Genomic DNA, 24338 nt, shown 5'->3' with positions numbered 1-24338 from the left:
CTCTCCACCCGCGGCGCCGCCGCCCGAGCACGGGAGCACCACCCATGGCCCAGGCCGATCTGGTCTTCACGAACGGCCCCGTCCACACCAACGACCCGGCCCGCAGCCGGGCCACCGGCCTCGCCGTCACCGCCGGGCGGATCACCGCCGTCGGTCACGACGAGGTCCGCGAACTGATCGGTCCGCGCACCCACGTCGTGGACCTGCACGGCCGGTTGCTGATCCCCGGCTTCCAGGACGCGCACGTCCACGCGGTGTACGGCGGGACGGAACTCGCCGAGTGCGACCTGTCCGGCACCACCGGCGTCGACGAGTACCTGCGCCGCGTCCGCGACTACGGGGCGGCCCACCCGGAGCGGGAGTGGATCACCGGCAGCGGCTGGTCGATGGAGAGCTTCGAGGGCGGCCTGCCGAGCCGGCAGCTGCTCGACTCCGTCTGCGCCGACCGCCCGGTGTTCCTGCTGAACCGGGACCACCACGGCGCCTGGGCCAACACCCGCGCCCTGGAGCTCGCCGGGCTCACCGCCGACACCCCGGACCCGGCCGACGGCCGGATCGAGCGCGAGGCCGACGGCACCCCCGGCGGCGTGCTGCAGGAGGGCGCGACCGGCCTGGTCTCGCGGCACGTCCCGCCGAGCACCGCCGCCGACCGGCTGGCCGGCCTGCTGCGCGCCCAGGAGCTGCTGCACTCGCTCGGCATCACCGGCTGGCAGGACGCCCTACTCGGCGTCTTCAACGGCCAGCCCGACGTCTCGGACGCCTACCGGACGGCCGCCCTCGACGGCACGCTCACCGCCCGGGTCACCGGCGCCCTCTGGTGGGACCGCGGGCGCGGCGCCGAGCAGATCCCCGAACTGGAGGCGCGGCGCGAGGAGTTGAGCCACGGCCGGTTCCGCGCCGGCGCGGTGAAGATCATGCAGGACGGCATCGCGGAGAACTTCACCGCCGCCATGACCAGCCCCTACCTCGACCGCTGCGGCTGCGCCACCGCCAACAGCGGGATCAGCTTCGTCGACCCGCTGCGGCTGCGCGAGCACGTCACCGCCCTCGACGCCCTCGACTTCCAGGTGCACTTCCACGCCCTCGGCGACCGCGCCGTGCGCGAGGCGCTGGACGCGGTCGAGGCCGCCGTCGCCGCCAACGGCCGGCGCGGGAACCGGCACCACCTCGCCCACCTCCAGGTCGTCCACCCCGACGACCTGCCGCGCTTCGCCCGGCTCGGCGCGATCGCCAACGTCCAGCCGCTGTGGGCCGCCCACGAGCCGCAGATGGACGAGCTCACCATCCCCTTCCTCGGACCCGAACGCGCCTCCTGGCAGTACCCGTTCGGCTCGCTGCTGCGCGCCGGCGCCACGCTCGCCGCGGGCAGCGACTGGCCGGTCAGCAGCCCCGACCCGATCGCCGGGCTGCACGTCGCCGTGAACCGGTCCGAGCCCGGCGCCACCGACGGCCGGGTCTTCCTGCCCGAGCAGCGCCTCGACGTGGTCACCGCCCTCGCGGCGTACACCGCCGGCTCGGCCCACGTGAACGGCCACGACGACGCCGGCAGCCTGCGCCCCGGTCACCTCGCCGACCTGGTCGTCCTGGACCGGGACATCCTCACCGCACCGCCCGCGGAGATCGCCGACGCCCGGGTCGAACGCACCTACGTCGGCGGGGAACTCGTCCACCTGGCCGGCTGACACCGGCGGCCCCCGGTGCGCCCGGCCGGCGCACCGGGGGCTGTCAGTGATCGCCACTAGCTTTCTCAGCGTCCCGCCGATCCGGCGCGGCACACCCCCGGACGCAAGGAGAAGGTGCATTGTCTGCCTGGGAGGGGTCGAGCACGGCGCGCGTGGTGCCGCCCGCGCGGCCGCGCAAGCTCGCCAAGGTCCCGTTCGTCGAACTGGCCGACGGCCGGCTGCAGGGCGTGGTGTCCAGCGGCTCCGACATCGAGCGGGTCTACGTGTCCTCGGTCGCCGCCGGCGACTTCGCGTTCGCCTGCAGCACCAACAACAACCGGCCCTGCGGCGGCGCCCGCGGCTCGTTCTGCAACCACATCGGCGCGCTGGTCACCGAGGCGGTGCTGCAGTACGGCGCCGAGCGGGTCGCCCGCTACCTGCGGGTCGAGGCCGCCGACGACGCGGCGGCGATCGCCGGGGCGATGCGGGCCACCCTGCCGCCGGCCGCGGACCGGGCGGCCGCCGCCCAGGTGTTCAGCCGGTTCCTGCGCCACCTGGCGTACCTGGAACTCGCGCCGACCACCGCGCCGCTGCCCGAGATGCAGTGGTTCCCGCCGACCCGGGCGGCGGTGGCCTGATGCGCGCCGACCTGCTCACCGACCCGGTCGACGGCCTCGACGAGGCGCTCGCCGCCGTCGACGGCTTCGACCGGGTGCTCGCCGCCGGCGTGCTCCGGCCCCGACCCGACCAGGCCGCCGGACTGCTCGCCCTGGCCGCGGCCGTCGCTGGCTCGCCGCTCGCCGCCCGGGTCGCCGAGGCCGCCGAGAAGACCGCCGCCGGCATCGGGGACGAAGGCCACCTCACCGCCCTGGCCGCCGCCCGCTGCGCCCTGCTCGGCTCCGTGCACGACGCGCTGACCGCCCGGATCGACGGGGCGACCGGCCGCGACCGCACCGCCTTCCCGGCCACCGCGCCGGGCGCCCCGCAGGCCGCCAACCTGCCGGCCGCCGCCCGCGCCTGGCTCGCCGACCTCGCCCGCGCCGGCTGGCAGGGCATCGACCACGACCTCGTCGCCGGGGCCGCCCCGGTGGTCAGCGCGATGCTGCCCGACCCGGCGCTGCGCCGCCTCGCCACCCTGCTGGACGGCTTCGCCGCCGAACTCGCCGCCTCCTGCCCCGGTGCCACCCTGGAGCGGGTGCCGCTGCGCCGCTGGGCCGACCTGTGGTCGCGGGCCCTGGTGCTCACCGTGCCGGGCGCGGCCGACGCACCGCCCGCCGAGGCCGTGACGGGCCGTCTGCTGCCGCTCGGCATCGACCTGCAGGAGCACGCGACGGCCGTCCAGGCCCAGGTGCACGCCGTGCTGGAGCCCGTCGACGGCGGCACGCCGCGGCTGGTGCGCGCCTCCGTCTCCGTGCCCAAGCCGGACACGGTCGTCGGGACGGGGGTCTGGCAGCTGCTGCGCCCGCACACGGCACTGCTCGCCGCCGTCGGCGAGGGCCGCTCGATGGAGCTGACCGACATGCCCGCGACGGCCGGGGGCGACCTGCTCTGGAGCGAGGAGCACGCCCGCCCGGGCGCCCCCGCCGACGCCTTCGGCACCGCCCGGGTCGTGCTGGCCGCGGCCGAGGCGGCCGCCACCGCGCCGCTGGACCGGCACCCGGCGGCGATCGCGGTGCCGGTGCTGCTGGAGGGCTACACCGCCCGGCAGGACGGCGACGCGCTGGAGTTCGTGCTCGCCGGGCAGCCGCTCGCCGTCGACACCGACCGGATCCCGGCGGCCGGCCCGCTCACCCCGGAGGCCGTCGCGGCCTCCGCCGCCTGCATCGGCCTGCTCCGCTGGGACGCCGGCCGGTACCTGCTGCAGCCGATCGCCGTCGAGACCACCGTGCGGAAGAAGGCCGTCGCCCTGCACGCCGGGGCCTGGGCCGGCGGCACCACCGACAAGCTGGGCGTCAAGGCGGAGAAGGCCGCCACCGACGCCGTCGCGGTGCTGCGCGAGCGCGCGGGAAGGCTGCTGCGGAAATGACCGAGCCGACCACCGTGCCGAACGCCGAGCCGAACGCCGAGCCGGTCCCGGACGCGGACGAGAACCGCCGTCAGGTCCTCTACTGGCGGCTGCTCGCCCGCCTCTTCGACCCGGAGGAGCAGCACGCCCTGGAGTCCGCGAGCCTCGCCGTGGTCGAGGACATCGGCCTGCCGGCCGCCCTGCTCGACCCGCAGACCTCCGTCGACTCCGTCGTCCAGCGCCACCCGGAGCTGGCCGCCGAGATCGACGGACTGATGGTGCCGGGCGAGGACGGCGGCCCCCGGGAGGACAGCCGGCGGGACGGCGCCGCCGAGGTGCGCCGCGCCGCCCTGGCGTCGAAGGTGCTGCTGAACGTCTTCGCCACCGGCAGCGGCACCGTCACCGCCGGGCAGCTCGCCCGCTGGCAGTCCGACGCGGGCTGGCTGGAGCGCGCCCTCGGCTGCCGGCCCGGCGAGCTGCGGGCGGGCCGTGGCCCGGCACCCGCCGGCTTCCAGGGCCTCGGGCCCGAACTCGGCGCGGTCGAGGCCGGCCTGGTGAAGCGGATGCAGCTGCGCGAGGTGCTCGCCGATCCGAAGCTCGCCGCGCAGCTGACGCCGAGCATGTCGCTGATCGAGCAGCTGCTGCGCGACAAGCACAACCTCTCCGGCGTCGCGCTGGCCAACGCCAAGGCGCTGATCCGCCGCTTCGTCGACGAGGTCGCCGAGGTGCTGCGGACCCGGGTCGCCAAGGCCTCCACCGGCCGGCCGGACCGCTCGGTGCCGCCGAAGCGGGTCTTCCGCAACCTGGACCTCGACCGCACGATCTGGAAGAACCTCACCAACTGGAGCCCGGAGGAGGAGCGGCTCTACGTCGACCGCCTCCACTACCGGCACACCGCCCGGAAGACCACGCCGCAGCGGCTGATCGTGGTGGTCGACCAGTCCGGTTCGATGGTCGACTCGATGGTCAACTGCACCGTCCTGGCGTCGATCTTCGCCGGCCTGCCCAAGGTCGACGTGCACCTCGTCGCGTACGACACCCGCGCGATCGACCTCACCCCCTGGGTCGGCGACCCGTTCGAGGTGCTGCTGCGGACCAACCTCGGCGGCGGCAACGACGGCCCGGTCGCGATGGCGATGGCCCGCCCGAAGATCACCGACCCCGCCGACACCGTGATGGTCTGGATCTCGGACTTCTACGAGTTCGACCGGTCCCAGCCGCTGTTCGAGGCCATCGAGGCGGTGCACCGCTCCGGGGTGAGGTTCATCCCGGTCGGCTCGGTGACCAGCTCCGGCCGCCAGGAGGTCAACCCCTGGTTCCGGGAGCGCTTCAAGGCGCTCGGCACACCGGTGATCTCCGGCCACGTCGGCAAGCTCGTCCACGAGCTCAAGAACTTCCTCGCCTAGGCCCCCGGGCCGGCACACCCCCCTCGATCCCTTCCCGAAAGGCCCTGCCATGTCCGACCTGTTGCGCGCCCCCGCCGAGCTCAAGTACGCCGAGGAACTGGCCTGGCTGGAGTCGATCGACGACAACCCGAAGCCGTTCAGCTGGCGGCTCTCGCCGAAGATGGTGCGGCTGTTCGTGCTCGGCTCCGAGCGTTCCGACGGCCTCGACCGCGAGGTCGCGCAGAAGTGGTTCGGTGACCGCAGCATCGTCGAGCGCGCCATCGTCACCCTGGCCTCCGACCGCGGCCTGCTGCTGATCGGCGACCCCGGCACCGGCAAGAGCTGGCTGGCCGAGCTGCTCGCCGCGGCGGTCTGCCGCGACTCCACCCTGGTCGTCCAGGGCACCGCCGGCACCACCGAGGACCACATCAAGTACTCCTGGAACGTGTCCATGGTGATCGCCAAGGGGCAGTCCCGTGAGTCGATGATCCCCTCGCCGATCATGACGGCGATGGAGTCCGGCGCGATCGGCCGCTTCGAGGAGCTCACCCGCGCCACCAGCGACGTGCAGGACGCGCTGATCTCGATCCTCTCCGAGAAGTACGTCTCGGTGCCCGAACTCGACGGCGACGGCATCGTGTTCGCCAAGCCGGGCTTCTCCGTCATCGCCACCGCCAACAGCCGCGACCGGGGCGTCAACGACCTCTCGTCGGCGCTGAAGCGGCGGTTCAACTTCGTGCGCATCCCGGTGGTCACCAACAAGAAGAGCGAGGCGGAGATCGTCCGCTTCCGCACCGAGGAACTGCTGCGCCGCCACTCCATCGAGCTGGAGGTGCCGCCCACCCTGCTGGACGTGCTGCTGCAGTCCTTCGCCGACCTGCGCGCCTCGGCCGCCGCGGCCGGCAGCGACGACGAGAAGCTGGAGTCGGCGCTCTCGACGGCCGAGCAGATCGGCGTGCTGGAGGACGCCGTGCTGCACGGCAACTTCTTCGGCGAGCGGACGCTGACCGCCCGCACCCTGGCCTCCTCGCTGGTCGGTTCGCTGGCCCGGCGCGAGCCGGAGGACCTCGCCATCCTCAACAAGTACCTGCACGGCGTGGTCGAACCGCGCGGCAAGGAGCAGGGCGGCGAGTGGCCGGAGTTCCTGGAGGGCGGCCGCGACGCGATCGCCACCCTGTCGTGACGGCCGCACCCGCGGGCGCCTTCGACCCGCTGCGGTCCCGGCTCCAGGAGGCGGCCGCCGAGTTCGCCGACGGTCCGGACGCCCTGGAGGGCATCCTGCTCGGCATCGTCGACGACGTCGACCGGGCGGTGCGCGAGCCGCTGGAGGTCTTCCCGGTCTGCCACCACTCGCCGGCCTCCGCGGTCGCGATGGCGCGCCGGCTGCGCGAGAAGCAGCCCAAGGTGGTGTACCTGGAGCTGTGCGAGGACATGGCGCCGCTCCTCACCGAGCTGCGCAACTGCCGCCTGCCGGTGGCCGTCCAGGCGTTCGCGACCGAGGTCGACGGCTTCCCCGCCGACTGGGCGCCGCTCTCGGTGGTCGCGCCGATCACCGAGGCCTCCGCCGAGTACCAGGCGATCGCGTACGCGCTGGACACGCCCGGCGTCGAACTCGTCCTGGTGGACCGCTCCTCGGACCACGTCTTCCAGTGGCAGCCGCGCGACGGCGAACCGGACGCGCCGGCCGACGCCGGTGCCGAACCGGAGGCGGCCGCCGACGACGGGGAGGCCGCGCTGCACGGCGACGCGGTCGGCGTGGAGATCGGCGACCTCCGGCCGCGCTTCGCCGAGCTGGAGGAGCACCTGCTCCGGCACGGCAAGGTCCGGCACTGGTCCGAGTGGTGGCACCAGTACGTGGAGGTGCCGCTCGGCGACAGCGACCACGACACCTACCGCCAGGTCATGCTGCTGATCGGCAGCCTCTTCCGGCGGCTGGCGCCCGGCGACCCGCGCCGGGTCGCGGTCGACGAGGACCGCGAGCGGTACATGTGGACGAGGATGCGCGAGCACCTGGCCGCCACCGGCACCGACCCGGCCGACTGCCTGTACGTCTGCGGCGCCTTCCACGCGGCCAGCCGGGTCGCCGAGTTCGGCGTCGACGGCAGCGACGGCTTCGCGATCCCGCCGCGCTCGGCGACCCGCTGGCAGCACGGCCTGATCCCGTCCAGCCACACCGCGATCGAGGCCCAGTTCGGCCTGGCCGCCGGCTCGGTGTCGATCGCCGCCGCGGTGTGGGCGAAGAACCTGAAGCGCACCGGGGTCCGGCCGTACCGCCTCGCGGGCCAGGCCGGCGGCGCGAAGGGCACCGACCGGGCCGCCGCGGCGCCCGTGCCGGCCGTCGGCCCCGCGCCCTCCGACCGGCTGTCCGGCTTCCTGCAGCGGCCGCCGGCGCTCGACCCCCTGGACGAGGCCGAACTGCTCGGCTGGTCCGTCGACGTCGTGCGCGCCGCCCGACGCAACGGCTACCTCGCCTCGACCGCCGACGCCATCGCGGTCTTCCAGACCTCGGTGCTGCTGGCCGGGATGCGCGACCGGGCGCGGCCGACCCCGTACGACTTCCAGGACGCCGCGGTCACCTGCATCGAGAAGGACACCGTGCCGGGCCGGCGCGACGTCCGGCGACTGGTCGAGATCATGATGGGCGGCGACCGGATCGGCCGGGTCGGCTACGACGCGCTGCCGCCGCTCGCCCGCGACGTGCACGACCGGCTCGCCCCGCTCGGCCTGCGGCTGGAGCAGCGCGGGGTGCAGCGGGCACTGCTGGACCTCGCCGCCCGGCCGGAGCTGAACACCTGCTCCGACGTGCTGTGGCGGCTGCGCTACCTGCTGCCGCACGGCGCCGCACGGCCGATCATGGGTGAGCGCACGTTCGGCGAGCGGTCCCTCCAGGAGTCCTGGGACCTGGCCCTCGGCACCCACCAGCGGGCCCTGATCGAGCTCGGCTACGAGGGCGTCAGCATCGAACAGGTGCTGGAGCAGCGGCTGCGGCGCAAGGCCTACGGGCCGCAGGCCACCACCGCGGACGTGCTGGGCGCCGTCGAGGACGCCGTCCTCTACCTCGGCAGCCGCCGGCTCGCCGACGAACTCGGCCGGCACGCCCTGGAGGTGCTGGCCACCGAACGGAGCGTGGACGGCGCACCGGAGGTGCTGCGCCGGGTCCGCCGGCTGCTGGCCCACTACCGGACGAGCGAACCGGTGCTGCCCGGCTGGATCGAGTCCTTCGTCCGGACGGGGTACGCGCACTACTGCACCCTGCTGCCGACGGCGTTCACCGACGAGGACGCGACGGTCCGCCAGGTCGCCGCGACGCTGGGCTTCCTGTTCGGCATGGAGGGCCTGGCCCTGTCGCTGGGCTGCGACCGGACGCAGCTGGAGCTGGCGGTGGCCCAGTCCCACCCCGAGGAGCCGTCCCGGGTGGCGCTGCTGTGGGCCGCCCAGCTGCAGCTCGGCCGGCTCTCCCGGGCGGAGCTGCGCGAGCGCTGCGCGGACCTGCTGGCCAACCCGTTGGCGCTGCCCGCCTATCCGCGCTACCTGAGCGGATTCGTGCAGGCGCTGGAGCCGGTGCCGGGCCTGGCCGACTTCGTGGTCGAGGCGGTGTCCCGGGCGTTCGGGCAGCTGCCGGACGCGGTGCTGCTGCCCTGGCTGCCCGCACTGATCACCGGCCTGCGGGCGGACGGCACCGAACTGGCGCCGCTGCTGATCCGCGAGGCCGGGCGGATCTTCCCCGGCCGGCTCGCGGCGCTGGACACCTGGGTGCCGCCGTGGCGCGCCCCGCAGCCCGGCCCGGCCGCCCTGCCGAATCCCGCCCGGCGCGGGGGCGGCGCCGCCGCCCTGCTGGCGGCCCACCCCGCGGCCTGCGACGCCCTGGCCGGTCTGCTGGGCTGCGAGGACGGCTGGGAGTCCGTGGACGCCGTCCCCGGTGGCGCGGCCCTGCTCGGCCGCCACCCCGGCACCGCCGAGGCCCTGGAGGCGCTGCTGGCGGCCCGCTGACCGCCCGGACCGCCCGGCGGCCGCACCCCTGCCGGGTGCGGCCGCCGGGTGCCGTGGGCCCGGTCCTTCAGGTACCGCCGGAGGGCGCCGCCCGGCGGGCCCGGGCGAGGTCGCGGGCGAGGGCGAGCGCGGTGATCAGCCAGGCGCCGGCGGCGACCCACAGCAGCGGGTGGCCGAGCCCGTTCAGCCAGGGGAGGTGCGCGGCGGAGCCGGTGGAGAGGGTGGCGACGGCGCTCATGCCGAGCGGGAAGACGGTGGCCCAGCGGCGGATGTTGTACCGCAGCCTGGGGTGGCGGATCTCGGCGGCGAGCAGGACGAGGTAGCCGGCCAGGTCGAGGGTGAGCAGGACGAGGGTGGCGTCGCGCAGCACGGTGTGCCCGGCGCCCGTCCACTCGGGCCAGGCGGTGAGCTTGGAGCCGGCCAGGGCGCAGATGGCCAGCGCCCCCGCGGAGATCCACTGGTCACCGGCGCCGGTCAGGACCTGGCGGACGTCGAAGCGGAGCAGCGCGGCGACGTAGAGCACCAGGCCGAGTGCGAAGGCGGCCAGGGCCGCCGGGGCGAGCCAGTCGCCGCTGCCCGCCAGCGCCAGGGTGCCGGCCAGCACGGCGAGCCCCTCGGTGGCGACGCAGACCAGGAAGGCGACGCCCGGCAGGTGGTGCTTCCAGTGCCGCAGGACGGAGATCAGCAGCGGCGGCCAGGCGGCCGCGGCGATCGCGAGCAGCACCGCGGCGGTGCCCTGCCAGCCGGCGAGCGAGAAGCGGGTGCCGACCACCGCGGTGGCGGCGACGGCGGTGAGCGCGGGCGGGGTGGCGGCGTTGGCGGCCCAGCGGTCGCGGTCCCGCAGCAGGGTGAGGCCGAAGGCGAGGGCCAGCATCAGCCAGCCTGCGGCGGCCAGCGCCAGCAGGACCTGCGAGGAGGTCTCCCGGCCGACCAGGTGCAACCCCACGGAGACGATGCCGGTGGCCATCACCGCGGAACCGGCGGCGGGCGGCACCTTCGTCCACCAGCGCGCGGCCTGCCGGTCGTCGGCCCGGTTCAGGGTGGGGAGGTCCATGCTGCCCATCGCAGCGCAGCGCGGCCGGTGCTGCCAGCGGGCCGCGCCGGGGGCCACTCGGCCGGGTGCAGCCGGGGTGGTCCGCCCGGTGCGGCGGGAGAGGCGCCGCACCGGGCGGGGTCGGGGCGGGGCGGACGGTCGCCGGGCCGCCGGCCCCGGGGGTCAGAGCAGCGGGCCGGTGACCGGCAGCACCACCTGGCAGGGGATCGGCCGCGGGTGCGCCGGGTCCAGGGCGTTCAGCACGTCCGTGAGGGCGATCGGGTCGTAGCCGATCTCCAGGTGGTCGGTGGCGTCCAGCGGGCACTGGTCCTGCACGGTGAGGTCGGTGACGTGCGGTCCGGCCGGCAGGAAGGCGTTGGTGTACGGGGTGACGACCTCGTCGAAGCGGGTCGCGATCACGGTGTAGTCCACACCGGGGACGGTCTGGCCGCCGGCGTCGAGGGCGGCCAGGAACGGGGAGCCGACCTCCTGCTCGACGCAGGCCGCGCAGAGGTCGTCGAGCAGTTCGTTGGCGGGCTCCAGGACGTGCAGCTGGCGGCCGAGTTCGGTGATGCCGTCCAGGGTGGTGCCGCTGTTGTTGGGCGCGATGCCGACCAGCTTGCGCACCTTGGCGGCGCCGCCCAGGTTCTTCAGGTAGTAGCGGGCCATCAGGCCGCCGCCCTGGGAGTGGCCGACGAGGTCGGCCTCGGGGGCTCCGGTCGCGGCGAGGACCCGGTCGACGAAGGCGGCGAGGTCCTGCGCCGAGTCCGCGATCGGGCCGGTGCCCTGGACGGGCGACCCGGCCGCGCCGCCGTAGCTGAAGGCGTAGACGCAGTACCCGGCGTTCGCGAGCAGCGGCGCCGCGCCGCCCCAGTTGTCGTTCATGTTCTCGAGCGTGCCGTGCACCAGCACGACCGGGGCGGGGCGGTCGGCCCCGGGGCGGCAGGACCAGTCGTTCGCCCCGGCGGGCGGCCGGTCCGGCGTGAAGAAGCCCTTCACGAAGCCGGCGCCGAAGTGGTACTCGACCGGGTACGACGCGGCCGCCGCGGCCGGCTGTCCACCGGCCGCCAGCAGACCGGCCGCAGCCAGCGCCGCCACCGCGAACGACCGTGCACGTCTCGCTCCCATATTGCACACCTTCCGATTCCGCCGGAATTCCCTGACATCCGGACGGGACCAGAAGCTAAGTGCGGCCCGATGGTGCGTCAACACACGCGGCAGCCCGCCGACGGAAATCCTTCGGCGGATGCCAGGAATCCCCCCGCCCCCTTGCAGAAAGTGTCACCCGGACGAGCGATTCTCCGTCAGCTTCGTTCCACCGCAGGCCATCACGGTGCGCCGGGCCTATTGACCCGTCGGTAACATCGCCCGCATACTCCCCCTGTGACACGCCCCAGAGAGGCCCTTCCGCGCAATTTCTCCACAGAACTCAGGGCCGAGGAGAAGAGTCTCGCGGTCGAGATCATCCGGGAGATCAGGGCCGCCATTCCGGAATTCTCCCGCCCGCTCGCCGGACAATTCGGCGCCGGAATCCAGCACGGCGTGGAGACCGCGCTCGCCGAGTTCGCCGACCGGATCGAGGGAGCCGGCGGCCTCGGCGCGGAACGGCTGCGGGTCTACCGCTCGCTCGGCCGCGGCGAACTCACCGAGGGGCGCAGCCTCGACGCGCTGCAGGCCGCCTACCGGCTCGGCGCCCGGGTGGCCTGGCGCCGCTACGCCAGGGTGGCCCGCCGCTGCGGGCTCGGCCCCGAACCGCTGGTGACCCTGGCGGAGGCGGTGTTCGCGCACATCGACGAGATCGCCGCCGCCAGCGTGCAGGGCTACGTGGAGGCCCGCGCCGACCGGGCCGGTGCGCTCGGCCGCTCCCGCCACCAGCTGCTCGGCGCGCTGCTGGGCGGCGCGGGCCCGGAGGAGATCCGGTCGGCCGCCGCCGCGGCGGACTGGGCACTGCCCGAACGGGTGGCCTGCGTGGCGCTGGACCCGCCGCCCGCCGCCCGGCCCCGGCCGCCGCGGCTGCCCGATCCCGTCCTCGCCGACCTCGACCGCCCGGAGCCCCGGCTGCTGGTGCCCGAACCGGAGCTGTACCTGCGCGACGGCCAGGTCCAGGAGGCGCTGCGCGGCCGGGGCGCCGTGATCGGGCCGCCGGTGCCGCTGGCCGAGGCCGCGGAGTCGCTGCGCTGGGCGCGGCTCGTACGGGAGCGGCTGCCCGGCCCGCCGCCGGAGCCCGTGGACTGCCGGGACCGGCTGGCGGACCTGCTGCTGCTCGCCGACCGCCCGCTGGTCCGGCTGATCACCGAGCGGCGGCTCGCCCCGCTGGCCGGCCTGACGGCCAAACAGAGCCACCGGCTCGCCGAGACCCTGCTCGCCCGGCTGCAGACCGACCACGGCAGCGCCCCCGAGGTGGCGGCCCGGCTCGGCATCCATCCGCAGACGGCCCGCCGGCGACTGCACCGGGTGCAGGAGCTGTTCGGCGACGCACTCGCCAGCCCGGACGCCCGCTTCGAACTCGAGGTCGCCCTCCGCTCGACGCTCCGCGACCCGGACTGAGCGAGGTGGATCCGGGCCACCCCACGGACCAGGGGTGAGCCGGATCCGTCGGGAGCACCGCCCCCGGACTGCGCGGTTCTCCCCCGGCCCTTCGCCCGGGAGGTGCCCCCCACGCGCCCCTGGGCGGGCAGCCGTACGCCCTTGAAGACGACTCCTACCGACCGACCTCGCGGGCGCGGAAGTCCTCGACGGTCTCGCGGCGGATCAGCAGCCGGATCCGGCCGTCCCGGACGGCGGCCACCGCGGGGCGGCCGACCAGGTTGTAGCCGGAGGCCATCGACAGCTGGTAGGCGCCCGCGGCGGGGACGGCCAGCAGGTCGCCCGCCCGCAGGTCCGCGGGCAGTGCGGCGCCGCGGACGAGGACGTCCCCGGCCTCGCAGTGCCGTCCGACGACGTCCGTCGGGGCGGCGGGCCCGCTGCCGCTGCGGCCGACGGGGCGGACCTGGTAGGCGGAGCCGTACAGCGCCGGGCGCGGGTTGTCGCTCATCCCGCCGTCGACGGCCGCGAAGCGCCGGCCGTCGGCGGTGTGCTTCACCGACAGGACCCGGTAGACGGCGACACCGGCCGGCCCGGCGATCGCCCGGCCGGGCTCGACGATCAGCCGGGGCACGGCGAGGCCGTGTGCGGCGCAACGTTCGGCCAGTCGCGTCCCGACCGCGCGGGCGAAGCGGGCGGGATCCAGCTCGCCGTCCCCGGGCAGGTAGCGGATGCCGTGGCCGCCGCCGAGGTCCAGTTCGGGGAATTCCCGGCCGTGCCGGTCGCGGACCGCCGCCAGCAGGGCGACCAGCCGGTCCACCGCGGCGAGGTAGGGCGCGGTGTCGGTGATCTGCGAGCCGAGGTGGCAGTGCAGTCCGGCGAGGTCGAGGCCGGGTTGGCCGAGGATGCGGGCGACCGCCTCGGCGGCGTCCCCGCCGGCGATCCGGAAGCCGAACTTCTGCCCGTCGGTGCCGGTCCGCACGGCGCTGTGGTGGCCGGCGGCGATGCCGGGCACCACCCGGAGCAGCACCCGCTGCGGGGTGGCGGCGTCGGCCGGGGCCGCGATCCGGGGGATCTCGGAGAGGCCGTCGACGACGATCCGGCCGACCCGCAGCCGCCGGGCGAGCCGGAGCTCCTCCGGGCTCTTGGCGTTGCCGTGCAGCAGGATCCGCTGCGCCGGGAAACCCGCGGCGGCGGCCAGCCGGAGCTCGCCGGCCGAGCAGACGTCCAGGCCGAGGCCCTCCTCGGCGATCCAGTCGGCCATGGCGCTGCACAGGAAGGCCTTGGCGGCGTAGTGCACGTCGGCGTGCGGCAGGGCGCGGCGCCAGGCCCGGGCCCGGCTGCGGACCTCGGCCTCGTCCAGGACGTACAGCGGGGTGCCGAAGCGGTCGGCGGCCTCGGCGAGGCCGACACCGCCGATCAGCAGGTCGCCGCCGGGGCCGGGCCGGGCGGAGGCGGGCCAGGGGCTGCCGAGCGGCCGGGTGCCGGCCGGGCCGGCGGGCGGACGGGGGCCCGCGGACGGGCGACCGGTGGGCGGGTGGGCGGACAGAGTGGTCATGGCGCGGCGCTCCTGACGAGGAGGGGCGGGGACGGCGGCGCTGCGGGGACGGCGGCCGGGGCGAGGGTGCGGAGCACCAGCTCGACGCGGAGGCGGGTGGCGCCGGCCCGGCGCAGTTCCGCGACCACGGCGTGCAGTTCGCGGGGGCCGGTGCAGGCCAGGAGGAGTTCGAGGTCGGCCTCTCCGGCCAGCGCCAGGCCGGACCGCACGGCGGGGCAGCGCGCCGCCAGGTGGTCGAAGTCGAGGGGCACGGGGCCGTGGCAGAACCGGACGACGGCCTGCAGCGGACGCGGCGTCACCACTGCCGTTCCAGCGGCCGTTCGGCGGCGGGCAGCCCGCGGAGCGTGGCGTCGGCGGGGAACCCGGTGTCACCGGGGTGGGGCGCGACCAGTCCCGGGTCGAGGACGAGGCGGTCGATGCCGAGCGGGGCGGTGAGGCCGCGCAGGGCGGGTTCGGTGAGCTCGGCCGCCTCCTGGTCGGGGCCGAGCAGGGCGTGCAGGGCGGCGGCGGTGCTGAAGGCGACGGCGCAGCGGCTGCCGTCGCGGTGCCGGAAGAGCCGCAGCACCTGCACCGGGCCGGTGGTCCGCACGGGCACGAAGCGCAGGGCATGCGTCGCCGGTCCGCCGGGTGCCCCTGGTGCACCGGGTTCCTCGGGTTCGTCGGGTTCGTCGGGCACGGTGGTGTCGGTGGTCATCGCTCGTCCTCGGGTGGCCTGGTCGGGAGGGTCGGTGAGGTGCCGTCAGTCGAGGTACTGCAGTGCCGTGCGGCAGTTGCCGGTGGTGCGGGCGTGGTCTGCCCGCGGTTCCCCCGGGCCGTCGGCGGCGGCCCGGCGGAGGGTGAGGGCGGTCCCCCGCGCCTCGGCCGGCGGCACGGCTCGGCGGCTGCTCGACGGCGCGGGGACGGCGGCGAGGACATGGCGGTCGGTCACGGCAGGTGCTTCCTTCCGGTGGTCGGACGGGCGGCCCGGCTACCCGGGTCCCGCTCCACCAGTGGATTCCCTCCGCCCTCCCCGGGCACCGGTTCTTGACGCACGGCCTACGCGGACGGGCCCCGCCTTGACGCGTTCCTGACGCCGCCGTACCACGGCACAGCACTGCACGACGCCGCTCCGCACCGTGCCCGTGGCTCGCCCGTCACCCGAGGGTGCGGCGGAGCCGACCGGACAGGCGGCGCCAGATGGCCGTCCCGACGTGGCTCGTCTCCAGGCGGTCGGCCTCCCGGGCGGCCCGCTCGTTGCCGCACTCCGCGGCCCAGCGGTACCAGTCGATGGCCTCCCGGATGTCGCCGCGGGCCTCGCACGCCCGGGCGCCGTCCATGATCGCGGCGTTGTTCCCGGCCTGGCCGGCCCTGCGGAGCCAGTCCAGTGCGGTGCGGACGTCGCCGGGGCCGTCGGCCTCCAGATGGGTCCGTGCGACCTCACGCATGGCCTTGGTGCTGCCCGCCAGCGCGGACTGGCGCTGCCACTTCTCGCTGTTGGTGGTGTCGAGCTCGGCCATCGCGTGGATCGCCCTGGGGTCGCCGGCCTCGGCCAGTTCGCGGTACCGCTTGACGGCGCGCTTCCGCAGCCGCCGGCGCTCCTCGGGATCGTCGGTCCGGTCACGCAGCTTCAGGCAGATCCGGGCGATCTCGTGCTTGGCCTCCTTGTCGCCCAGGGCCTCGGCCTGGGTGTAGAAGCGGAGGGCCTCCTGCAGCCGGCCGGTCCGCTCGTGCCCGCCGGCCTCCGCCCGCGCGGCGGCCCGGGCGTCCGCGTCCGCGGTTCGGGCCGCCTTCGCCGACGGCTTCTCCGCGGGCGCGGCAGCGGCCTTCGCCGTGGCCTTGGGCGCGGCGGCCTTCTGGCCCGCGGCCTTCTGGCCCGCGGCCTTCTGGCCCGCGGCCTGCTGCGCTGCCGCCTTCGGCGGAGCGGCCGTCTTCGGCGGAGCGGCCGTCTTCGGCGGAGCGGTCTTCCCGGCCGCGGGTGCGGAGGCGGCCCGGAGGCGGCGGGCTTCCTGCGCCGCCCCGGCGTGCCCCTTCGCGGCGGCGCGGTCGTACCACTCGAGGGCCCGGACCCGCTGGCCGGTGCTCTCCAGCAGCGCGGCCGCTTCGACCATCGACGGGAGGTGGTCCCGTTCGCCGGCCCGGCGGAGGTGGTCGATCGCCTCCGCGGTCCGTCCCTCCTCGCGGAGGCGCCGTCCGACGACGTGCAGCGCCTCGGTGTTTCCGGCGGCCCCGGCCCGGCGGTACCAGTCCGCCGACTCGGCCTGCCGCTGCGGGTCCTTGCTCAGGAGCTGCGCGGTCAGCAGCATGCCGTGGGCGTGGCCGGCCTCGGCGGCGCGCCAGTACCAGACCAGCGCCTCCTGGGGCCGCTTCTCCTTGTGGTACCAGGTGCCCAGCGCCAGCATGGCGTTGCTGTCGCCGTCCAGTGCGGCGGCCCGGTGCTGGCGCAGCGCCGCCCGCTCGGCGGCGGGCACCGTGCTGTGCGCCTCGGCGGCCCTCACCCGCAGGACGGCGTCGGCGGCCTTCGGGTGGTTGCGCTCGGCGGCCTTCTCGAACCACTGCAGGGCGTCGGCCAGCCCGCCGGGTTCCTTCTCCATCAGCTCGCCGAGCCGCATGGCGGCGTGCAGGTCTCCGGCCTCGGCCGCCTGGCGGTACAGCGCCGCCACCTTGGGGAGGTGGTGGGGCAGCCGCTGCTCGATGAGGAGGGCGGCCTCGCGGGCGCCGGTAGGGTTGCCGCCCTCGGCGGACCGCCGGAACCAGTGCAGCGCCCCCTCGGGATCACCCGCCTGCTTGAGGGAGGCGGCCAACCGCCGCATCGCCTCGGTGTCGCCGGCCTCGGCGTCCGCCAGGAACTTCGCGCCGGGGGTACCCGGCCGCCCCTTCACCGCGGCGGCGGGCGGGGGCGTGGGCGGGGGCACCTTGACCTTCGCCGGAGCGGTCGGCGGCAGGGTCGTCGACTCCTCCCCCGGTCCACCGGTCGGCGCGGACGCGAGGCTCCGCTCCCGCAGGGCCCGTGCACCCGCCGCCGGCAGGCCGTCGGCCGCCGGTGCGGGAGCGGGCGTCGGCGTGGGCGTCGCCGGACCGGACCGCACCGACCACGCCCGCCCGCTGCGCATCGGCTCGGCCAGGTCGAGGGCGATCGCCGACCGCTCGTCGACGGCCTCCCGCAGCACCGGCGGCAGCCAGTCCCGGCCCCGCGGCTGGGCGTCGGCGGGCAGCAGACCGGCGAGCTCCGCCGGGTCCGGCCGGTTCTGCGGCTTCGGCTCCAGGCAGGGCCGGACGATCCGCTCCAGCGTCGGCGGCATGCCGTCGAGCTGCGGCCTGCCCTGGAGGATGTTCGCGCCGATCTGCATGGCGGATCCCGGACCGAACGGGTGCCGGGCGAGGGCGGTGTAGGCGAGGACGAGGCCCAGCGCGAACATGTCGCTGGCCGGGCCGACGCGTTCGTCGCGGAGCTGCTCGGGCGAGGCGAAGGTGGTGGTGCGCAGCGCGACGCCGGTGGCGGTCAGGGTGCCGCCGTGCGCGGGGGCGAGGTGGCGGGCGATGCCGAAGTCGATGACGGCGGGCCCGGTGCCGGCGAGCAGGACGTTGGCCAGTTTGAGGTCGCGGTGCACCAGGCCGGCGGCGTGGATGCCGCGCAGGGCGTCGGTGAGGCCGGTGGCCAGCACCCGCCAGGTCCGCTGGGGCAGCGGGGCGCCGTGCAGGTCGAGGGCGTCGGCGAGGTCGATGCCGGGGATGTAGCGGGCGGCGAACCAGGGCTCGGGGGCGTCGGTGTCGGCGTCGACGACCTCGGCGGTGTACTCGGAGCCGACCGCGCGGGCGGCCTGCACCTCCCGGGCGAACCGGGTGCGGAACCGTTCGGGGGCCTCGGCGAGCCGGTCGGGGCGGACGGTCTTGAGGGCGACCGCGCGGCCGTACTCGGTGCGGGCGAAGTAGACGTTGCCCCAGCCGCCCCGACCGAGCAGCGCGAACAGCCGGTAGCGGCCGATCAGTTCGGGATCGTCCTGCTGCAGGTGCTCCACTCGCCCCCCCTCTGCCCGTGCCGCCGCCGTTCTCGACCTGTCCGGATCCGCCCGTCCGGGCCGGTCCGCCCGGATCGGTCCGCCCGGATCCGTCCGCCCGACTCAGTCCGTCCGGGTCAGCTCGTCGTCCTTCCCCGGCCGCCGGGGCGGGCGGGCCCGGACGCCCTCGGCGCGCTCGCCCGGCCAGCGCTGTCCGCTGCGGCGGAGGACGACACCGGGCACCAGCTCGATCTCGTCGTCCGGGCCGAACCCGCCGTACCGGGCGACGTCCGCCCCTCCCGCGGCCAGGTCGTCGCGGTGCGGCAGCGCCCGCCACGGCGAGGCCGCGCCGCCGGGGCGCAGGGTGCGGATCCGGCTGCGTCCCTTGCTGGTGTCCAGGACGCGGAGGGTGCCGCGGTGGGCGACGATCACCAGGTGGTGGCGGCTGACCGCCAGGCGGCGCCGCTCGGCGAGGAGTTCGGGGTCGATCCGGGCGAGGTGGCCGCGGCCGAGGGCGAATTCGCGGCCCTCGTCCTCGGCGAGGTTCTCCCAGGCCTGGCACTGCCCGTCGACGAGGATCTTGAGCTGGAGGCGGGGGCGCCGGGGGCCGGCGTCGGCGAGCAGGGTGCCGTGGCTGCGGCAGACGACCTTGCCGCCGCGGATCGCCGGGCCCGGGTTACAGGCCTGCCGGGGGCAGCGCCAGGAGCGTTCGAGGATGTCCGCGCGGGGACGGCCGCCGAGCATCAGGTTGCGCGCCTTGAGGTCGTCGCGTTCGCCCTCGCGGGAGATCTCCCGGTCGGCGACGACCCGCATGTCCCGCCGGACCAGCCGGACGGGACCGCCCCGGGCGGGGCGTTCCGGCCTGAGGAAGTGCTCGCGGTCGCCCTGGATCCAGGGGTGGTCGCCGCGGTGGCCGGTGAAGTTGTCACTGCTGACGACCGGGGTGCCGAAGACCTTCGCGTGGTCGAGCAGGTCCGGGTCGGCCTTGCCGATGGCGGCGATCAGTCCGCGGTCCCGCCACTCGCGCAGCAGGCCGGGTTCGCCGGGGTCGGGGAACTCGTCGTCGTACCTGCGGTCGAGCAGGCTGTTGTCGGCGATCGCGTGGGCGGTGACGTCGGGGTCGCCGGTGGTCCGGCAGAGCGCCGCGAGGACGAGCCGCAGCCGATCCAGGGAGCGGCGGGTGCCGCCGCCGAGCGCGGTCTCGCGGACGATGTTGGAGAGGTCGATCAGGTAGTCGGCCTGATCCGGTTCGCCCCGGAGGTGGCGTTCCATGCCGCGGAAGGCCGCCAGGTCACTCGCCACGCCCGTCACCCCATGCAGCCGGCCCGCCCCGTACAGCAGGAGAGGCTAGCGACTCCCGCGGCCCCGCAGACCGTAATCCGGCAAACCGGGCCCACGGGCGCTCCGGGGATGGTAAGCGCCCGGCCCCGGACGGGCCGGTTGCGGGCTGCTTCCGGACTGTTCCCGGGTGTCCGCCCGAGCGGCCCGCCCGGGCGGCCGTCCGGCTTGCCGCCGGGGCGGCCGTCCGGGCTGCGGACAGCCCTTGACATGCGTGTCCGTGGCTGGATTACTGGGATTCCCGGCACCGACCGAACGGTCGGTGGGCATTGGCTGGAGGCGTGATGAGCGGCAGCGGCACGGAGCACCATCGGGACGGGGCGCACCGCCTCGGCGAGCCGCTGCCCGCCGACCTGCGGGACGCCGGCGAGCGCCTCGACCGGCAGGAGCTGGCCGAGCTCCAGCTCCGCCGCCTCCAGCAGACCCTGCGGCACGCGTACGCGAACGTCGAGTTCTACCGCCGCTCCTTCGACACGGCCGGCGTCCGCCCCGAGGACTGCCGCACCCTCGCGGACCTGGCGCGCTTCCCGTTCACCACCAAGGCCGACCTGCGGGACAACTACCCGTTCGGGATGTTCGCCGTGCCGATGGCCGACGTCCGGCGGGTACACGCCTCCAGCGGCACCACCGGCCGTCCCACCGTGGTCGGCTACACCGAGAACGACCTGTCCGTCTGGGCGGACGTCGTCGCCCGCTCGATCCGCGCGGCCGGCGGCCGGCCCGGCCACAAGGTGCACATCGCCTACGGCTACGGCCTGTTCACCGGCGGCCTCGGCGCGCACTACGGCGCCGAACGGGCCGGCTGCACGGTGATCCCCGCCTCCGGCGGCATGACGGCCCGCCAGGTGCAGATCATCCGGGACTTCGAGCCCGAGATCATCATGGTCACCCCCTCGTACATGCTCACCCTGCTGGACGAGTTCGAGCGGCAGGGCGTCGACCCGCGCAGCACCTCGCTGCGGGTCGGCATCTTCGGCGCCGAGCCGTGGACAGAGGAGATGCGGCGCGAGATCGAGGAGCGCCTCGACCTGCACGCGGTCGACATCTACGGGCTGTCCGAGGTGATCGGCCCCGGCGTCTCCGCCGAGTGCGTGGAGACCAAGGACGGCCTGCACGTCTGGGAGGACCACTTCTACCCCGAGGTGGTCGACCCGCTCTCCGACGAGAGCCTGCCGGACGGCGAGAGCGGCGAACTCGTCTTCACCTCCCTCACCAAGGAGGCGATGCCGATCGTCCGCTACCGCACCCGCGACCTCACCCGGCTGCTGCCCGGCACCGCCCGCCCGGCGTTCCGCCGGATGGAGAAGGTCACCGGCCGCTCCGACGACATGATCATCCTGCGCGGGGTCAACGTCTTCCCCACCCAGATCGAGGAGATCGTGCTGCGCACCCCGGCGGTCGCGCCGCACTTCCAGCTGGAGCTGACCCGGCGCGGCCGGATGGACCACATGTCCGTCCGGGTGGAGTGCCGCCCGGACGCCACCCCCGAGCAGCGCGAGGCCGCGGCCGCCGCCATCGCCGCGGGCGTCAAGGACGGCGTCGGCGTGAGCGTCGCCGTGGAGGTCGTGCCGCCCGACACCCTGGAGCGCTCGGTCGGCAAGCTCCGCCGGGTCGTCGACACCCGTAACCGCTGAGCCGCCCGGGCCGGACGGACCGTCAGACGGGCTCCTCGCCGAGCACCCGGTGGAGCAGGCCGAGCAGGGCCGTGCGGTCGGCGGCCGGCAGGTCCGCGTAGCACTCGGCGAGGACCTCCTCCGCAACGGTGCGGCCGGCCTCCAGCATCCGTTCGCCGGCGGGTGTCAGCCGGTGGTCGATGCGCCGGCCGTGGCCGGGGGTCCGCTCGATCAGGCCCTGGGCGACGAGCCGGCCGGCGAGGGTGCCGAAGGCCTGCTCGGTCTGGAAGGTCTCGGCGGCGAGGGTGCGGGCCGAGGCGCCGGGCTGCCGGCCGACGGCACGCAGCGCGTCCCACTGGGCGAGGGTGGTGCCGACCGCGGCGAGTCCGGTCTCCAGCGCCCGGTGCTGACGGTACTGGACCTGCTTGACCGCTCTGCCGAGTTCCTGCAGCTCACTGTGCATGGGCCGATTCTAGGCCATGACCAAGCTAGCTTATATAAGCATCCTTAGTTATGCTCGGCCCATGACCACGAACCGCGCAGTCGCGCTCGACGACGACCTGACCATCACCCTCACCGAGAACGGAACGGGCCGCCCCGCCCTGGTCCTCCACGGCGGCGGCGGGCCCGCCACCGTGGCCGGCCTCTCGGCCCACCTCGCCCGCACCCTGCACACCCTCACCCCCGTCCACCCCGGCTGGGACGGCACCCACCGCCCCGACCGGCTCACCCGCATCGCCGACCTCGCGCAGGTCTACCTGCGGCTGCTCCGCGACCGCGGGCTGACCGACGTCCTGCTGGTCGGCTCCTCCCTCGGCGGCTGGATCGCCGCCGAGATGGCCGTCCGGGACACCGCCGGGACGGTCGGCGGCCTCGTCCTGGTCAACGCCGTCGGCGTGCACGTCGAGGGCGAGCCGATCCGCGACGTCCTCACCCTCGACGCCCGCGGCCTCGCCGAGCACGCCTGGCACGATGCCGAGCGGTACCACGTCGACCCGGCCGGGCTCCCCGCCGCCGAACTCGCCCGCCGCCAGGGCAACACGGCCACCATGCGCGCCCTCGCCGGCGACCCCTACATGCACGACCCCGAGCTGCTCGGCCGGCTCGGCGGGGTCGAGGTCCCCGCCCTGCTCGTCTGGGGCGAGAGCGACCGGATCGTCACCCCCGCGTACGGCGCCGCCTACGCCCGCGCATTCGCCGACGCCCGCCTCGCCCTCGTCCCCGCCGCCGGCCACCTCCCGCACGTCGAGCAGCCCGAGGCCACCTTCGCCCTCCTCGACGCCCACCTCGCCTGACCCGCCCGGATCCGGCTCCGGGCAGTGGGCTCAGCCGGCGCCACCCGAGTGCTCCCGCCCGTTGGCGTTGAACCCGGTGAAGGGGTGCACACCCGTCGGATCGGCTCCTGCGTCCGCACCGCCCCCGGCCCGCCGGTCGGCGTGGAACCGCCCGACCAGCAGGGCCAGCACCCGGCGGAACCGTGACGGCGCGGGCGCGCCGCCACCGGTCCGCACGTAGTGCGGCCGCCGCGGCAAACCCGCCGGTCCGGGACGGTCACCGTCCACCGGGCGCTCCTCGTCTGCCGGAGGAAGCCCTCGGGCCCGGGTTGCGCACCGGTCCCGGGACGTCCTCGAACTCCTCGTACACCACCTCGTTCCAGGGTCCCACCGGGATGCGCTTCGCCGCGTTCACGGCAGGGATCGCGGTGTCGCCGGCGCACGGTGCGGGTGGGGCCGTCGTCCTGTCTGCCCGAACTCCGTCCACCCGCCCGCACCCGGGAACCGGACCCCGCTACACCACCGCCGGTTCGGCGCGGCCGTGCAGCCGCGAGGGACGCAGCGCGACGAGGGCCGTCACCGCACCGAGGAACACGGCCGCCGCGGTGAACGCCGCCGCCGGGGCGGCCCGGTCCGCCAGCAGGCCGCCCGCGGCCGAGCCCAGGGCGCCGCCGAGGTTGTAGGCGGTGTTCACCCAGGCCCCGGCCTCCGTGCGGGCGCCGGCCGGGACGAGGTCCTCGACCAGCAGGTAGCCGGTGACCAGCAGGGCATCCGTGCAGGCGCCCGCCAGGAACAGGCCGAGCGCGGCACCCGGCGGGGCGAACAGCACCGCCGGCAGCCCGTAGCAGACGGTCGCCGCGGCCGCGAGCAGCAGCAGCCGCCGTCCCGGTGCGGCCCGCCAGGCCAGTCGCCCGTACACCAGGCCGCCGACCGCGCCGCCCACCGAGAACAGCGCGAGCAACGGCCCGGCCGCGCCGGCACCCCAGGCGGCGACCACCACCAGCTCGTCGACCGCGAGTGCCGCCGCGACGGCGCACACCACCGCCAGCAGCGGAGCGAAGCCGGGCGCCCGCAGCGGACCGAGGACCGTGCCGCCCGCCGCGGGCTCCGGAAGGGCCGCCGGCCGGCCGCGCAGCGCCCGGGCGAACGCGGCGAATCCGGCCGATGCGAGCAGGGCGCAGACGGCGAGCGCCCGGGCGGCCGTGGTGTGCGCCGCGAGCAGTCCGCCGAGGACCGGACCGCAGGCGAAGATCGTCGACTCGGCCACCGTGTCGAGGCTCAGCGCGCACCGGCGCTGCTCCTCGCCGTCGGTCAGCCCGCCCCACACCGTGCGCATCAACGGCCCGACGGGCGGCGGGAAGACGCCGGCCGCCGCGGCCAGCAACAGGGCCGCCCAGGACGGCAGGCCGACGGCGGAGCCGGTCGCCAGTGCGAACAGCAACAGGGTGTAACAGCACGTCAGGGCCATCAGTGCGGCGGGCCGCCGGGACACCAGCCGGGCGCGGGCCGGGCCGAGCAGCGCCGAGAGCAGACCGAACACACCGGCGGCCGCACCGGCCGCCGCGAACGAGCCGGTGCCGTCGCGGAGCGCGAGGAGCAGCGGCAACGGGAGGACGCCGTAGCTCAGCCGGGCGAGGAGCGCCGCGGCGAACGGCGCACGGGCATGCGGAAGGGAGAGGACAGCGCGATAGCCGACGCTGCCCCGGGAGGATCGGGACACGGGTGATCTCCGGTACGGGGAACGGACATGACGGGTCGACGGATCGCCGCCCCGTCCCGCCCGAGGAAGGGGCGAGGGGCGGCCGGAGTCGACCTGTCAGTGCGGCCCGGAGATGTCCATGCCGGGATCCTACGGTCCCCCACCGCCCGCCCACCACCGCCTTCACCGAACCGGTTCCGCCCGCGGCGGCGCTCCCCGCCCCGGGCGGCCGGCGAGCAGCCACCCCGCTGACGGCGGCGGGTCATGGGCTGCGCCGGGTGGACG

The 24338-nt window shown here is 75.8% G+C and carries 19 protein-coding genes; 9 read left to right on the top strand and 10 right to left on the bottom strand.

The features are described from left to right. Nucleotides 1-44 precede the first annotated feature (44 nt). The 6 genes from AB0O09_RS12170 to AB0O09_RS12145 all read left to right on the top strand — a co-directional run bounded on the left by AB0O09_RS12170 (nucleotide 45) and on the right by AB0O09_RS12145 (nucleotide 9041). Nucleotides 45-1682 carry an amidohydrolase gene (locus AB0O09_RS12170; protein WP_363541505.1) on the top strand — a complete coding sequence of 546 codons (1638 nt, stop codon included), beginning with the start codon at nucleotides 45-47 and terminating at the stop codon, nucleotides 1680-1682. Between the two features lie 119 nt (nucleotides 1683-1801). Continuing rightward, nucleotides 1802-2299, top strand: a complete 498-nt coding sequence (locus AB0O09_RS12165; protein WP_363541504.1) for a hypothetical protein — start codon at nucleotides 1802-1804, stop codon at nucleotides 2297-2299. Further along, nucleotides 2266-3687 (top strand): hypothetical protein, encoded by a 1422-nt coding sequence (locus AB0O09_RS12160; protein WP_363541503.1) that lies wholly within the window; start codon nucleotides 2266-2268, stop codon nucleotides 3685-3687. The genes AB0O09_RS12165 and AB0O09_RS12160 overlap by 34 nt, the downstream gene beginning before the upstream one ends. Beyond that, nucleotides 3684-5072, top strand: coding sequence for a VWA domain-containing protein (locus AB0O09_RS12155; RefSeq protein WP_363541502.1), 1389 nt, complete (start codon nucleotides 3684-3686; stop codon nucleotides 5070-5072). The genes AB0O09_RS12160 and AB0O09_RS12155 overlap by 4 nt, the downstream gene beginning before the upstream one ends. 49 nt (nucleotides 5073-5121) lie before the next feature. Next, nucleotides 5122-6234 (top strand): AAA family ATPase, encoded by a 1113-nt coding sequence (locus tag AB0O09_RS12150; protein WP_363541501.1) that lies wholly within the window; start codon nucleotides 5122-5124, stop codon nucleotides 6232-6234. Continuing rightward, nucleotides 6231-9041 carry a hypothetical protein gene (locus AB0O09_RS12145; RefSeq protein WP_363541500.1) on the top strand — a complete coding sequence of 937 codons (2811 nt, stop codon included), beginning with the start codon at nucleotides 6231-6233 and terminating at the stop codon, nucleotides 9039-9041. Before AB0O09_RS12150 ends, AB0O09_RS12145 begins: the two co-directional genes overlap by 4 nt. Nucleotides 9042-9108: 67 nt before the next feature. On the opposite strand, the gene AB0O09_RS12140 is transcribed toward AB0O09_RS12145, so the two are convergent. Then, entirely contained in the window at nucleotides 9109-10095 is a 987-nt protein-coding gene (locus AB0O09_RS12140) for a tellurite resistance/C4-dicarboxylate transporter family protein (protein ID WP_363541499.1), read from the bottom strand. A 162-nt stretch (nucleotides 10096-10257) separates the two neighbouring features. Next, nucleotides 10258-11202, bottom strand: coding sequence for an alpha/beta fold hydrolase (locus tag AB0O09_RS12135; protein ID WP_363541498.1), 945 nt, complete (start codon nucleotides 11200-11202; stop codon nucleotides 10258-10260). A gap of 255 nt (nucleotides 11203-11457) precedes the next feature. Between AB0O09_RS12135 and AB0O09_RS12130 the strand changes: the two genes are divergently transcribed. Continuing rightward, nucleotides 11458-12621, top strand: coding sequence for a helix-turn-helix domain-containing protein (locus tag AB0O09_RS12130; RefSeq protein ID WP_363541497.1), 1164 nt, complete (start codon nucleotides 11458-11460; stop codon nucleotides 12619-12621). Nucleotides 12622-12775: 154 nt separating this feature from the next. Here AB0O09_RS12130 and lysA read toward each other — a convergent pair whose 3' ends face one another. From lysA to AB0O09_RS12100, 6 genes are all read right to left on the bottom strand, one after another. Next, nucleotides 12776-14155: a diaminopimelate decarboxylase gene (gene lysA / locus AB0O09_RS12125; RefSeq protein WP_363541496.1), complete on the bottom strand. Its 1380-nt coding sequence runs from the start codon at nucleotides 14153-14155 to the stop codon at nucleotides 12776-12778. Continuing rightward, nucleotides 14152-14454 (bottom strand): hypothetical protein, encoded by a 303-nt coding sequence (locus AB0O09_RS12120; RefSeq protein ID WP_363541495.1) that lies wholly within the window; start codon nucleotides 14452-14454, stop codon nucleotides 14152-14154. Before AB0O09_RS12120 ends, lysA begins: the two co-directional genes overlap by 4 nt. Then, nucleotides 14451-14849 (bottom strand): SAV_915 family protein, encoded by a 399-nt coding sequence (locus tag AB0O09_RS12115; protein ID WP_363541493.1) that lies wholly within the window; start codon nucleotides 14847-14849, stop codon nucleotides 14451-14453. Before AB0O09_RS12115 ends, AB0O09_RS12120 begins: the two co-directional genes overlap by 4 nt. A gap of 45 nt (nucleotides 14850-14894) precedes the next feature. Beyond that, nucleotides 14895-15083 carry a hypothetical protein gene (locus AB0O09_RS12110; RefSeq protein WP_363541492.1) on the bottom strand — a complete coding sequence of 63 codons (189 nt, stop codon included), beginning with the start codon at nucleotides 15081-15083 and terminating at the stop codon, nucleotides 14895-14897. A 205-nt stretch (nucleotides 15084-15288) separates the two neighbouring features. After that, the gene (locus tag AB0O09_RS12105) at nucleotides 15289-18150 is read right to left on the bottom strand and encodes a protein kinase (protein ID WP_363541490.1); all 2862 of its coding nucleotides are present in this window, start codon (nucleotides 18148-18150) and stop codon (nucleotides 15289-15291) included. A gap of 102 nt (nucleotides 18151-18252) precedes the next feature. Then, entirely contained in the window at nucleotides 18253-19431 is a 1179-nt protein-coding gene (locus tag AB0O09_RS12100) for an FHA domain-containing protein (RefSeq protein ID WP_363541489.1), read from the bottom strand. A gap of 320 nt (nucleotides 19432-19751) precedes the next feature. Here AB0O09_RS12100 and paaK point away from each other — a divergent pair, with 320 nt between their 5' ends. Next, nucleotides 19752-21101 (top strand): phenylacetate--CoA ligase PaaK, encoded by a 1350-nt coding sequence (gene paaK, locus AB0O09_RS12095; RefSeq protein ID WP_363541488.1) that lies wholly within the window; start codon nucleotides 19752-19754, stop codon nucleotides 21099-21101. Nucleotides 21102-21123: 22 nt separating this feature from the next. Here paaK and AB0O09_RS12090 read toward each other — a convergent pair whose 3' ends face one another. Continuing rightward, nucleotides 21124-21543, bottom strand: coding sequence for a MarR family winged helix-turn-helix transcriptional regulator (locus tag AB0O09_RS12090; RefSeq protein ID WP_363541486.1), 420 nt, complete (start codon nucleotides 21541-21543; stop codon nucleotides 21124-21126). 61 nt (nucleotides 21544-21604) lie between these two features. Here AB0O09_RS12090 and AB0O09_RS12085 point away from each other — a divergent pair, with 61 nt between their 5' ends. Beyond that, on the top strand, nucleotides 21605-22375 hold the full coding sequence (locus AB0O09_RS12085; RefSeq protein WP_363541485.1) for an alpha/beta hydrolase: 771 nt from the start codon (nucleotides 21605-21607) through the stop codon (nucleotides 22373-22375). 493 nt (nucleotides 22376-22868) lie between these two features. Here AB0O09_RS12085 and AB0O09_RS12080 read toward each other — a convergent pair whose 3' ends face one another. After that, entirely contained in the window at nucleotides 22869-24074 is a 1206-nt protein-coding gene (locus tag AB0O09_RS12080) for an MFS transporter (RefSeq protein ID WP_363541484.1), read from the bottom strand. Nucleotides 24075-24338: the final 264 nt, after the last annotated feature.

The sequence above is a fragment of the Kitasatospora sp. NPDC093679 genome (assembly GCF_040683455.1).
Classification (GTDB): Bacteria; Actinomycetota; Actinomycetes; order Streptomycetales; family Streptomycetaceae; genus Kitasatospora; species Kitasatospora arboriphila.
This window is presented reverse-complemented; position numbering and strand designations above follow the sequence as displayed.

Bases quoted from the DNA above. Each gene is read 5' to 3' on its own strand.
- AB0O09_RS12115 (WP_363541493.1), bottom strand. From the start codon at position 14,849: ATGACCACCGACACCACCGTGCCCGACGAACCCGACGAACCCGAGGAA.
- AB0O09_RS12135 (WP_363541498.1), bottom strand. From the start codon at position 11,202: ATGGGAGCGAGACGTGCACGGTCGTTCGCGGTGGCGGCGCTGGCTGCG.
- AB0O09_RS12170 (WP_363541505.1), top strand. From the start codon at position 45: ATGGCCCAGGCCGATCTGGTCTTCACGAACGGCCCCGTCCACACCAAC.
- lysA (WP_363541496.1), bottom strand. From the start codon at position 14,155: ATGACCACTCTGTCCGCCCACCCGCCCACCGGTCGCCCGTCCGCGGGC.
- AB0O09_RS12085 (WP_363541485.1), top strand. From the start codon at position 21,605: ATGACCACGAACCGCGCAGTCGCGCTCGACGACGACCTGACCATCACC.
- AB0O09_RS12150 (WP_363541501.1), top strand. From the start codon at position 5,122: ATGTCCGACCTGTTGCGCGCCCCCGCCGAGCTCAAGTACGCCGAGGAA.
- AB0O09_RS12090 (WP_363541486.1), bottom strand. From the start codon at position 21,543: ATGCACAGTGAGCTGCAGGAACTCGGCAGAGCGGTCAAGCAGGTCCAG.
- paaK (WP_363541488.1), top strand. From the start codon at position 19,752: ATGAGCGGCAGCGGCACGGAGCACCATCGGGACGGGGCGCACCGCCTC.
- AB0O09_RS12140 (WP_363541499.1), bottom strand. From the start codon at position 10,095: ATGGACCTCCCCACCCTGAACCGGGCCGACGACCGGCAGGCCGCGCGC.
- AB0O09_RS12155 (WP_363541502.1), top strand. From the start codon at position 3,684: ATGACCGAGCCGACCACCGTGCCGAACGCCGAGCCGAACGCCGAGCCG.